The following is a 12,058-nucleotide window of genomic DNA, read 5'->3' as shown; positions in this document are numbered from 1 at the left end:
TTCTGCACGCTTCCTTTTCCATTTCTCCCGGCAGGCGAAATGCCGCTGAGCGTTGCAGCTCCCAGTTTGAAGCTACGCTGTCGGATGTATGTTTCTTCTAGATTGCACGCATGCATCCCATTCAGTACATAATCGAGCTAGCCTTGATAGGTCCACCCCCGATTCAGAGTGATCCTTATGGTTTCTAGTCGGCCTCAAATGCCTAAATCACCTCTTATGTCTGCCAAGGCAACAGATTATCTTACTCAAAACAGAATTGATCAGCTAAGCGATCTCCGGATTTTCATGCTCGCGAAGGACGGTTTCACGCTGCAAGATGTCCGGGCCATGGTCTCGATTTCTAGGCTTTACTCGTCATCAGAGATTATTGAGCGAATCTACGGAGCGTCCGTCGGAGAAAAACATTGGGAAAAAAATGAGGTAGCTTCTCGGCTTAGTGCTTCCCAGAGCGCTGTGGCCTTTCAGTTCGCCAGAGTTCTCGACCACGCAACGACCGTCTTTGGCAATTTGCAGCTCGCTGAAGAATGGCTTGAAAAGCCCTGCAGGAACTTAGCAGGCAATGTCCCTCTTGATATGGTCGACAACCCGCTGGGGTTTAAAGTAGTTGAGGACTATCTAGAGCGAGTCGCTCTGGGGATTTACCAATGAACCGACGCACTGTGCGTTATGCGAGAAACTCGGCTCACTTGAGCGCGTCGGTGGCGTCCGAGTGCGGGATGGCGTGGTGTCGCATAACTAATGCCCCCCTCCCCCTCTAATCTTTTGCTCGGCTAACTAGTGTGAGAGTTCTCGTCTCGTCCCCAATTTTTTGAAGCAGAAGCTCGACGTTATCGGGACTCTCTTTGTCAGCGTACGTGGCCAAAAGAATTGTCAGCGGGTGGACGCCCAAAACCCCTGCAATCTGATCAATTTTCTCAAGGGTTGGGCTCTTAAGGCCGCGCTCCAGCGTGCTCAGATATGTGCGGCTGCTCACCATAGCGAAATCTTCCTGGGTGAGATTTCTGCCGTTTCGAATCTGTTTCAGCGCCAAGCCGAACGCAATGTTGAGTTCCAATTTGCTGATCTCGCAAAAGGAACGATGAGGCGCTATGGAGTCCTATAGAGCTACAATCTATAGTGTTCATTTTTGAGGGGCGTGCCATGTTTACTACTTACCCAGGGGCAGAGATCACCTTCGACGCGCCCGACACCAAAAAATCACACACCGTCCAGAAGGTTTGGAGTTTCGTTGAGCAAGAGTTGCTGCTCCCTTGGATATATCTTCAGGTAAGCCGCAGGTCCGGCCGGGAGAACTATGCCAGCATGCTTATGATCTACCACGCTCACGAGCTGAAACAGTTCATCGATGCCCAATCGAACCGTGTGCGGGTCGAGCAGGTTCATCTAGTAACGCCTCCTCACGTGAATGGCCAATCTACGTGGCTCATGGAACCACTTACTATGGTGAGGATCGCTGCTGACCCACGAGATGGCTCGCGCTTCATCGTCTATCAGGTCGAAAACGGAATGAATTATTCACTGAGGAGCGATGCTGACTTGCATCTGAAACCGTATGAAATTTTATTTTCTGATGAGCGAGACCTAAAAAGGTAAGGCCTTCACGTACGGGCTGCGGCTGGCGGGACTCTGTAACTCTGATTCAGCGACGAAACCATGCTTGATATTGTGTGCCTTGAATGCGCCCGCTCCAAGACCTCTTGGCGATCAGCCTCCCCTTAGGGATATTCGGATGCGTCACCCAAGATCGCCAGGGATTTAACGGCTCACATGGCGTCCGGCAACATGAATCATCGGTTTTTGTTGAACCCCATACGCACGAGATACTTTATGGCAAAGAGGTGTCTATGAAACCCGGAGCGATTTATAACACCTGCACACGCTAGCTAATCATTCCTGAGCAAAACAGGCCAATGCCTTTCGAGCCCACATGGGCATCTTACAAGCCATGAGCTTGCTCAATTCCTCGGCGCTAAGCGAGCTGAGGACCTTACTGATGGCTTGCTCATTCACGCCTTCTTTCCCGAGATACAGCAGCGCAATCAAGGCTAAGCCTACTGGCGTCCCTGCTTGCTGGAGTCGTTGCCAAGACGAATGACGCAACCGAACTACCGCGTTGCCTATTTTGATTTCTCGTGTCGACCCGCTGGTGTAGTAAGTCGGTAGAACCTGCATCTGGGTGCTGATTCCCAGTCTACGTGCAGCTTCTACTCCATGAACCTGGATTGTCTCGCCTATGGCCCTTGCAACCATTTCCATGACTGATATCGGGCTAGCTCGAATCTTCTTACCGGTATACTCACTCAGCCTAGGGCGCATCGTTATCTTGACCTTGCCGCTGGACTGAAACCTTTGCTGACAGAGGTGGATGGTTTCATCTCCGTAGAGCGTTTCCAAAGCCTGAGTGAACCAGGGAAGGTACTATCGTTGTCGTTTTGGCGTGACGAAGAGGCTATCAAGCGGTGGCGCGGCCTTGAGATGCATCGTGCCGCCCAATTAGTCGGTCGTAAGGAGGTTTTCAGTAACTACGCATCGCGCACTGCTCCCGTGATACGAGATTACAGTCTTGAAGAACGCGTCCAAGCGCCGAGCGATAGCAGGCAAGCTCATGAGAGAATTACTAAATGATCGTTTCCACCTAGAAAACTGTGTAACGCCAACGGGTCATGTTCAGAGCCAAGAAGGGCTGCCCCGTCTGCAGCTTGGCTCTTTCTCATGGAAGTGAGTGCCTGCTCCTGGCCGGAAGCTGTCTTTCGTGAAGGGCAGCTTCCGGCCAAAAGGAGCCAGTCGAAGGCATCTGGGAAATTACGGGCGATTCGCATCTACCCTGCAAAAAACCTATAAGGCCTCCCAAACAATCACTTGATGATCCACAATGGATCTGACTCCTAGATCTTTGGTGAAGCATGGCCGCTATTTCGAATCGCCGTTTTGTCCTACCTATCCTGATAGCGTGCTCGTTCGCGACTGGTTTATTTTTCGGACTAGTAGCAAAAGGTTTGTTAAGTCCTTCAGGTTGGGCTGAGGCCCTTTCCGGAGTCGCTACGGTAGTAGCTCTCATTCTAGCTGTCGTCACATATATAGGATGGCACAAACAAAAGATTAGAGAAGACGCATACTCAACAAAGAAGCTATATATTTCAACACTTGTTCAGATCGAATCAACCACAGTGCAAATAGCAAATCTGCTGTTCAATCTTGTCCCGGAAGCTGGTATGCTGGTGCCTAGTGATTCTCAAGCAAAGTCTAATTTAGAGAAAGTAGTTGATAAGAACAACGAACTGAAACTCTATTCCCAATCTCTTACTTCCGTTAATAGCGAGCTTGGCTTTTGGGGGGCTTCATTGAGCCAGGACTCAGCCGTCGAGCACGTCAAACTGATGGATGCAATAAACGAGTACTTAACGTCTCTCCATTACCTTCATAACTGCCTGATAAATTTTTACGTCCACAAATCAAACGACAATACCATTCAGCAATGGAAAACAAGATTTATTGAGGCCAACAAGACCATATTTGATTTGTTCAACTCAAGAAAGAGAAAAAGCATGAGCACAGTTTTTCTAGACTAGCTTTATTTCAGATGCTCTGCGGACATGTAGGTTACAGCATCAACGCTCTTACGTACGCCTGACAGGCCAGTCGCGCGATCAGCCCGTTATCCCCGTCTCGGTGATGGTCACATTCGTTGAGCATGCGTAGGGTCAAGTCAGACGCAAACGACGCATGAGCCAGGCCGATGATTGAAACGATTGCTGCCCCTTATCAGCCAAAAGGAGCCAGTCGGATGCCTCCAGGAAATTAGGGGGTGATTCAAAATAACCACGCAACCCAGAACTTCACCCCACGCGTCGTGAAAGAACATCAACCCACTTCGCATTCATCTCCGCAAAAACTGTATGGAAGTGGTTGTCAGGAAATTTGGCAAGCCTGCCAAATTTATCAGTTGCATCCATCAGTACCATCAACGAGGTGGAAATGATCGTTTCTACAAACTTAGGTGAATCAGCCTGTTTATAGACCATATTCGTTTCATTCTGATGTCGGAATGCTAGCACGGCTAGATCGTTATGTGAGAAAGCACGAAGCCTCGAATAAGGTCCAACTAAATGACCTAACCCGGCAGCACCAATATCGTCGCTTATTTTCTTGGGCTTGAGGCCGGCAGCACGAAAAACCTCACACTCGGAATGACAGATATCGTCCATTTCTTTTATTGAAATTTTCAATTATTCAGGAATATGAGGGTCAGCAATTATCCCCTTGTAGACACGTCGCTCACCTTTTAATTTTTCATATCGCATCTGGTCAATATAGGTGTTACTCGTCTCAAGCATCTTCATAGCTACGAGTGCCTCGATCATTGACCTCACATGAGTGGCTGCGTGCGTACTCATATCGGCATTAGCCAAATGCAACATTGCCTCAAACTGCTCAGCAATGGTTAGTACAAGGCTGACCCGCAAACGATCTGGTGAAACCAATGGGGGCCGAGCACGAATAATAAGGCTTCGAAGACCTTCAAGTATTTGCTCCGCCGATTTTAGAAGTTGTAGGGCCGTCGTTGTACTCATCTACTCTCCACCAATAGGTTCATTCTCGCATCAAAATGGACCGCCGAATGCGTTAGGCAAAGCGTTACGGATGGCGTGAGTGAGCAAAACGAATTCTGCTGGCTCATCGCTTCCCATGCCCGAAGCTACCCGGCAGGCGCGCCCATGAGTCGAGCATATCAACACGCTTTGGCGCCTTCCTCTCCTTCGTAGAAACAGGCTTCACCGGTACTTTTGCCTTAAATTTCGCTCCGGCGAACTCTTCCACACTTACCTTAAAGCTCATATGCGTATTTGGAGGTTTCCCGCTCCTTGCGAATACGGCCCCCACCGGCCCCATTTTGCTTGTCAGCCCAAGGCGTTCACAGATCCATGCTGAAACGAACAGCTTAAAGTCACGACCGTCGAATACGTTCACCAATGCACCAAGAAGGCTGTAATCACCATGCTTTTCCGAATGTTCTATACAGTGCGTAAGCGCCTGGCTATACAGGTAGGACATGAGAACCTTCTTTTCGTCGAGAAGTGTTCGTACTGATCCTTTGCTCAGGGCTACGATCTGTTTATATGAGTCCTTCATACTGCTTCCAACTCCTGCCGTTCATGTATTGAGGCCAATTTAACCTAAAAAGCAGGAGCTCTGAATGTCCCTCTTTTCGTAGGCGAACCATAACTCCATTTTTGCCAGTTGCCATTAGGGCTGATGGTCCGCTTTTGGCCGGTGACTGCCGTTCGCGACTGGCAGTCACCGGCCAAAAGCAGTCATTCAATGCTCAACAAAATTAGAGCCAAGTCGCCCCATCTCAACTACCGGGCTAATTCCGGGGAGAGTGGGCATCGAAAACACGCGCTCACCCATCCGGCAAAGACCGGTACGCAAAGCAATAGCGTCCAATCTGTCCGCCCCCTCAAAGATGGTTGGCAAGCCAAGACCTGTGTTTACTGCCAATCCAGAATCATAACAGGTATTAATTCAGCTTCTTTACTGCCCTCAACAGCACTGCTACTGCTGTATATCACTGATCACAATATGTGAACTTCCCTCGATCCTTCTGACTTCTACAGTCATGCTCCCGTGCTCGCCTTTGACCAAGTAAAGGTACTGATGAAAACCTGGCTCAGTGTCACTTTTATAATATGTGAACCGCTTCAGCAATGTTAAGGAAGCGACATTGCCTATCTGAGTAGCGATCTGTTGGTTTGAGCGTAAATACTCTTGAAACGCAATATTAGCCTCATCCTTTGCCTCGTAGTACCTCAGCACAAATCCTGCGATAACGACGATCAACACTATCGCAATTAGAGGCCTGATTTTTTGAATCTCGGGCGTTTTAAACTACGCATATCCATTCCCTAAAAATGGTTATATCCACCAAATTCTACGTTGATATTAGTACCCCAACGTCCACCCCAATTCACTGCGTTAGGATCAATAGAAAATACGACCGATGGGCTCCCAAAGCCACCACCCACTTTGTTCGTGATGGCGTTACCTGTCGCCCCCTTGTAGGAAATGCCTGCTGCTAGAGGGCCGACGCCTATCGCCACGCCACCTTCGACCGTTGTCCTGGCGATATACCCAGATCCAGACGACGACGTATGGAGAGAAGGGGTCCCTTTTGGATCATAAGTAAATCCAGCCCCCAGGCCTAATCCAAACTTCCCCGTGACCTCAAGAGCACCTTTAGACCAGCTTAGTGATATACCACCACCGACAACGCGATACGCTTCGATAGAGAGTGAAAAATTGGAGTTATAGGCAGAGTCCCCATACGCCCCCAGTTTGGCCGACAAATTATTCAACTGCGATTTAAACAAGCCCGAGGAATCATTGAAATTCAGAGCGTTATTACCGGCATAAGCGTATAGGTTCATATCATCGGAATACCCTATAGGATCAGTTTGTAAAAAACGCCCCAAGGTTGCCGAATAGAACCTTGCCTTATAGTAATAGAGATTGAGTTGAGGTAGAAACTGTTGCCCGGTATAGCGAAAGCGCACACCCGCGGTAGTATTCGGCTCGCCAAATGGGCCATATGCATACACAGAAGTGCTAGTACCTGTGGTATTAGCCAACGCCACAACGCTACCTTGATGATCAGAATAGAGCCAATTTTTGTTGGTAAGGGCTGCGCCGTCGTAAACGACTAGCACCTCGTCAGCACCTGAGCCATGAACATAACGTTTAAGCAGTGTTCCCGTGCTGTCATACTCGCCAATCAGGCGCTCACCGTCATACAGTAGGTCAATTTGAATACCGCCCAATGATGTACGGCGCATGCGTCCTTCAGCATCATAACTTAGCGTATTGACTACACTACCCTGAGTGGCGCTACGAAGTCGATTTTCACGATCATACTGATAAGAAAATACACCATCATTGGACAAATTGGCATTACCATCATAACTTGGAGTAACACCTGCCGCGCTGAGGTACTGGTTACGCCCGTTAGCAGTATAGCTATTAATACCTGACTGCGCACCGTCCCATTGATATAAATTATTAGTTGTCGACACCTGCGCTAAATCACCCACTTGGTTCCTAGCATAGGTATATTTAACGTCCTGCGCAGTACCTGCCAAAAAATGCTCCAGGCTGCTTAACCTACCCTGATTATCGAAAGCATATCCCGTGCTAGTCCCATTACCTTGCGTCACCGTGGCACGCCGATTCAAATCGTCATACACATAGTTAACAAGCGCAGTAACATTATTCTCCTTAATCGACGTAAGTCGATTCAAACTATCATAAGCGCTTTGGACATAGACATTATCCGGCCACGTCAAGGCGATACGATTATCCGCCGCATCATACTGGTATTTGACGAGTTTGCCACCCGCATTGCTTGAAGTAAGACGCCCAGCATTGTCCCAAGCATTGTTGATATTATAACTAGAATCGGCAAAATTACTTTGAGTCTTAAGCCCTCGAAGATCGTAGGCAAAATTTACATTATCACCGCTATCAAAATAATAACGTGACGTAAGCCTATTCAGCTTATCCCAGGTGTTCCCCATGACCTCTCCCGAGCGTAGCCGATGGAAGATCACGTTGTCGTTAGCATCGTATTCAAACTGCTCAAAGTCGTTCGCATTACCCTGGCCTACGGTATCGGGCAAAGGGTAATACAATCGCAACAATCGATCTAAACCATCTAACTCACGAACCGTCAAGTAACCACGAGCATCCTGGCTAGTGAACAGCTTTCCATTATTATTATAGGTGTACGTTGCATAGTCTTGCAGCTGTGCTGTGCCTACCGCCTTTTTAATTTTTTGCACTGTATCATCCAGATTATAGACGGTCTGGGTGATGCGGTTCCCCCCTTCACTCGCCGGCAAGTAAATTGTTGAGGTCACTGCACGATCCAAATTGTCGTACGCCGTATCAGTGATCGCGACTGGAGAAGCTTGTGCCGGGCACGTCGAAGAAGCAGCTGTCAAAGCAGGCCCCCACTCACGAACGACTTTTCCAGTGACACTGTATGTGCTGCATTTAACTAGCCATTGGCTGCCAAACTGTGAAGCAGCCCTCACTATCCGACCTTCCGCATCGTAGCCAGTAATACTTTGTTTGCCGACAGCATTAATAGTGGTGATGCCACGTCGTTCCGCATCGAATACGAAGTCAGTAGTGTCTACAACGTCAGTCCTTGGTCCATCAACACTCGTCAGATTGCCCACCGCATCGTAAGTGAGAGTACTTGTAAGGTTAAGCCGCCCAGAGCCACTGTCCACCACGCGAGCACTGGGCACGTACTTATTGGACGCATTATAGACAATCGTATTGACAACCGACCTGCCCGAATCAATTTTAACAGTTTGACTCGATGGCAAGTAAAAATTATTCCAGCCACTCCGACTGAAAACACTATAACCGTATGAGGTTTGCGGAGCGACACCAAGACTATCTTGAGGTTGTGTTACCTGATTAATATAACCTTGCGACGTATATGTAGTCACCGTAGTATTACCGAGCGCATCCGTAACCGTGGCAACCTTATTAAAGGCGCTTTCATAGGTATACGCGATTGTTTGCGTTGGTACACCCGACCCCTGCTTTGCCACTTTTTTTACTGAACTCAGGTTGTGAGTGCAGCGTTTATCTATCGACGCACAGGTCGCATCATCATATGTATATTCAGTGGCGTTACCTTCAGGTTCCACCGCCCTAATAACACGCTGCAGGCCATCGTACTCATATACCGTCCAGCGGCTCATGGGATCTCCAAACTGCAACGTTTTACCAGCGCCATTAATATAGTTAACGCGCGTAACGCCATCAGGCCCTATCTCAGACGTCCGAAAGCCCGCAAATAAATAGTTATAGAGCTGCCCCTTTGCGTTGGTCTGGGTTTCGACCCTATTAAAACTGTCATATACGTTAGTCACAACAGCGACGCTCGGCGCCGCTGGCGAAAAATGCTTGGTCATCCGGCCCGGTAGATCGTATTGAAAAGTCGTCGTTTGATTTGTCGCATCAGTGGAAGACGTTAAATTACCATTGGCATCGTACAGGTACTTGATAGCGCGTCCTCCAGCGCCGTCAGTCACCTGAGCAATTCGATTATTGGTGTAAGAAAAATTTAGTGTTCGTCCCAAACTATTTTCCACTAAAGCCAGATTATCTCCCGAATAGGTAAACTTGACTTGGATACCACTGGGATCATCATAACGAGTAATTTTGCCACTTAGATCAAACCACTTCTTCGCGCGGTTCAACTCTTCCAGCGCATAGGTTCCATCCGAGTTCTTAATAAGGCGCGCTGAGTTCCCTGGTGGAGGGTTATAACTTCCGTCAGGCAGTTTTACAAAGACCATACCGTTGAGCCCTTGCCCGACAACCACGGTGTTATTGACTATCTGTTCACCCAACCAATTTTGACTTATCGCTGAAATCACATAACTCTCAGTAGAATCACTGATATCCATAAATAGATCGTAGGTTGCCCGTATTGCAACTAACGCGTTAACGGCATCGAGCGCAGAATCTTCGCCCAGCCCTTGGTAACCATCTGACCCCACGCGAACACTACTATTAAAATTATGGGCCCAGCCTTTACCCAGCGAACCATCCCGATAGCGTAAGCCTGAACTGTAGACGCGTTGCAAACCTAAGCTGGCTGGAAACTCTCCGACGCCTGCTTTCATGTCAGCATGTTCGTATAGAAAATTTCCGTTAACCATGTCGACAGGATCACTCCAGGCGCTACCGAAGAACTGCGTCCAAGAATTTGGGCTTTTAGTGTTGGTTTCTGCGCTTGCAACCATTAACCCTACTGATTGAGGGAAACTGCTGTACCCCCCGGCATACCCACCGCTAATCATGGCTCCCATCAAGGGTGTCACTGCATTGGTAAACGTAAAATAGCCAAACCCGGTCCAACCACCCTCAATTTGGGTGCAGGAAGCTGGCAATATTACCCTCCCTCCCGGGTTAATAACTGACTCTAAAGCAGTGTAATAAGCGCTACAGCCGGTTAAATTGGGCTTAACCTGACTGAGATAATTGCTCGTTTTCGCGCTGAAAATTTTCATACCCGCGACCGACGCTTTATCCAGCAGGCTCACTGTTGACACGGCTTTAACACCTGTCACTTGCTGTACGGTTGTCGACTCAAATGCACTCGAGTGCCCCACAGAGCTACGAAAAGCAGCGTTTTCCTTTAAAGTGTTCCCCGCCGCGTTAACCAACGCGACGATACCACCTGGCAAATCAACATAAGACGACTTATAGTAGCCGGCAATACCGGTTTGGTGGTAATGAAACATCAGCGAGCCACTGATACGGCCGCTGATACTATCCAGCTCTTGCGTTTGTCCCAACCACTGTGCACCTAGCACGGCAAGGCTTGTACCTAACACAGGCTCGGTTGTTTCCGCAGCACCTGTAGCTCTCAGCGTCTCTAAGTTAGCAAGATGGAATTGCGCCAACCCTCGCCCCGTTGGCCCCCAACCATTATTGATTATATATGTCCCTCCCCCTTTTATATTTTGAGAAAACTCCTGATTCGCTTTGGGATCTGTAAAAGCATTATGCACAATTGTCATTGTAATAGAGCTGTCCGCGCCAACAGCAACAGCACTTCCCGTCGCCAGAATAACGCCATCCAGCTTGAGTTCAGGCTGATTGTTTGAGTTATAGGAAATACTCAGACGACGTCCATAAATAGCGTCAGACGTAAAAGTCTTATCGATGCCCTGATAACGTAATCTAAGCGTCGGTTTCGAAGCCGGCTCGAGAAAAGTCCCTTCACTGATACCGTATGCGGGATCCTGATAGGGAAGTGAACTCTGACGTTGTGTTTGCCCCAAGTAAGGCTCAATCGTCCACCCACCTATTACATCATCCATGGTCGCCGTAGGTTTGTTCACCCTTAGCCAAGCCGCTAAATTTGATGCCGCCGAGGTTAGACCGCTAGTGATATTTGAACGGTTCAAATTCTGTACAAAATCAGCATTGATCGTAGCGCCTGATTTGGCGTTACTCAAGAAAGTGGCGGCGTTATATCCAGTGACTGCCGAATAATCTAGCCCCACCTTCTTAACATGTGGTTTATAACTAGGATCAAACACATAATCCGTGCCTCCTATATTGGTTTTCACCCACACATGCTGAATAGAGACCGCCGCCAATCCAGCATTCAAGCCAGGGCAAGTACCTCCAACCGTCGCAGTTATGTCACCGTAAGGAATTTGGCTCTGACCTAACAAATTGATTACCGCACACACATTATCAGTCTCAAACCCCCACCAATCCCGAAGCTGTGCTGCTGTCAGATGGATAACTCCGACTACATAATTAGCGTTATAGCCGGAGGCACGAAGCAACTCAACCATCAGCGCTGCTTGATCATAGGCTGTGCCCTGGTTGTCCAGAAGTGCACCTACGGCACCTTTTTGCACACCATTCACAGGGTAAAAATCAATATTATTTCTAATATATTGATAAATTCTGTCAGGATGGTAGTTCAGTGCCCGCGCTAGAACGGTAATAGACGCAGGTCCAACAGGTGCAGAACTCGAAGAAAGAGAACGCTGCGCACTGCTGATCGATTTTGGCTTATTACTGCCGTTGGTGCTCGAACTGTCGCCTTGTATTAAATTTGAAGGAAACGTTCTCGTCGCGCGAACTGCTTTTGCTTCATCAATTGAAACCGGTGCCATAAATGCACGGGCGGTCCCTGCCGGTTTAAGCTCGATCGGTCCCCTGCCTTTCAGGGCTTTATCCTGCACACCCCCAATGAGAGTGTCGTAGTTGACGGCGGTTTTTCCGGGTATCAGGTGCACATTCCCCTGTGCAGCGACGACGGCTGGAATAGCAAACGTCGCCATCCATAGCGCGGCAAAAAATTTGCTTAGCGAAAAAAACTTCATAGACTCCTCCCCTCCCGATATATTATCGGACTGCAAAAGCTCTGGCGCTGCCACTGTCAATAGCGCTCGCACAGAGATTAACTGCACACGGTAGTTAACGTTAACGGTTACATCAGGGAGATCGAGTGGTA

General features: G+C 48.5%; 10 protein-coding genes. 4 read left to right on the top strand and 6 right to left on the bottom strand.

Translation table 11 applies throughout. From position 1 onward, the window contains the following. Positions 1-216: 216 nt before the first annotated feature. Positions 217-648 carry an antitoxin Xre/MbcA/ParS toxin-binding domain-containing protein gene (locus AYR47_RS20840; protein ID WP_237142492.1) on the top strand — a complete coding sequence of 144 codons (432 nt, stop codon included), beginning with the start codon at positions 217-219 and terminating at the stop codon, positions 646-648. Positions 649-754: 106 nt separating this feature from the next. Here the strand turns inward: AYR47_RS20840 and AYR47_RS20835 are convergent, their stop codons facing one another. Continuing rightward, a complete protein-coding gene (locus AYR47_RS20835) occupies positions 755-1,054 on the bottom strand; it encodes a helix-turn-helix domain-containing protein (protein ID WP_061436658.1) in 300 nt (99 codons plus the stop codon). Positions 1,055-1,140: 86 nt separating this feature from the next. On the opposite strand from AYR47_RS20835, the gene AYR47_RS33010 reads away from it, so the two are divergent. Beyond that, positions 1,141-1,593, top strand: a complete 453-nt coding sequence (locus AYR47_RS33010) for a hypothetical protein (protein ID WP_061449461.1) — start codon at positions 1,141-1,143, stop codon at positions 1,591-1,593. Between the two features lie 294 nt (positions 1,594-1,887). On the opposite strand, the gene AYR47_RS20825 is transcribed toward AYR47_RS33010, so the two are convergent. Then, positions 1,888-2,316 (bottom strand): DUF6088 family protein, encoded by a 429-nt coding sequence (locus AYR47_RS20825; protein ID WP_156487856.1) that lies wholly within the window; start codon positions 2,314-2,316, stop codon positions 1,888-1,890. Here AYR47_RS20825 and AYR47_RS32260 point away from each other — a divergent pair. Both AYR47_RS32260 and AYR47_RS32605 read left to right on the top strand, forming a co-directional pair. Further along, positions 2,293-2,625 carry an antibiotic biosynthesis monooxygenase family protein gene (locus AYR47_RS32260; protein ID WP_082781519.1) on the top strand — a complete coding sequence of 111 codons (333 nt, stop codon included), beginning with the start codon at positions 2,293-2,295 and terminating at the stop codon, positions 2,623-2,625. The two genes, AYR47_RS20825 and AYR47_RS32260, sit on opposite strands and share 24 nt — an antisense overlap. 278 nt (positions 2,626-2,903) lie before the next feature. Next, positions 2,904-3,569, top strand: a complete 666-nt coding sequence (locus AYR47_RS32605; protein WP_156487818.1) for a hypothetical protein — start codon at positions 2,904-2,906, stop codon at positions 3,567-3,569. A 267-nt stretch (positions 3,570-3,836) separates the two neighbouring features. Here AYR47_RS32605 and AYR47_RS32600 read toward each other — a convergent pair whose 3' ends face one another. The 4 genes from AYR47_RS32600 to AYR47_RS20795 form a co-directional block, all read right to left on the bottom strand. Continuing rightward, positions 3,837-4,205 (bottom strand): hypothetical protein, encoded by a 369-nt coding sequence (locus AYR47_RS32600; RefSeq protein ID WP_156487817.1) that lies wholly within the window; start codon positions 4,203-4,205, stop codon positions 3,837-3,839. Positions 4,206-4,226: 21 nt separating this feature from the next. Then, positions 4,227-4,571 carry a hypothetical protein gene (locus AYR47_RS20810; RefSeq protein WP_061436651.1) on the bottom strand — a complete coding sequence of 115 codons (345 nt, stop codon included), beginning with the start codon at positions 4,569-4,571 and terminating at the stop codon, positions 4,227-4,229. A 103-nt stretch (positions 4,572-4,674) separates the two neighbouring features. Further along, positions 4,675-5,052 (bottom strand): hypothetical protein, encoded by a 378-nt coding sequence (locus AYR47_RS20805; protein ID WP_156487816.1) that lies wholly within the window; start codon positions 5,050-5,052, stop codon positions 4,675-4,677. An 851-nt stretch (positions 5,053-5,903) separates the two neighbouring features. Continuing rightward, positions 5,904-11,927, bottom strand: coding sequence for an RHS repeat-associated core domain-containing protein (locus tag AYR47_RS20795; protein ID WP_167351262.1), 6,024 nt, complete (start codon positions 11,925-11,927; stop codon positions 5,904-5,906). Between the last annotated feature and the right edge of the window lie 131 nt (positions 11,928-12,058).

Origin of the sequence: Pseudomonas azotoformans (assembly GCF_001579805.1) — a bacterium.
In the GTDB taxonomy this organism is placed as follows: Bacteria; Pseudomonadota; Gammaproteobacteria; order Pseudomonadales; family Pseudomonadaceae; genus Aquipseudomonas; species Aquipseudomonas azotoformans_A.
This window is presented reverse-complemented; position numbering and strand designations above follow the sequence as displayed.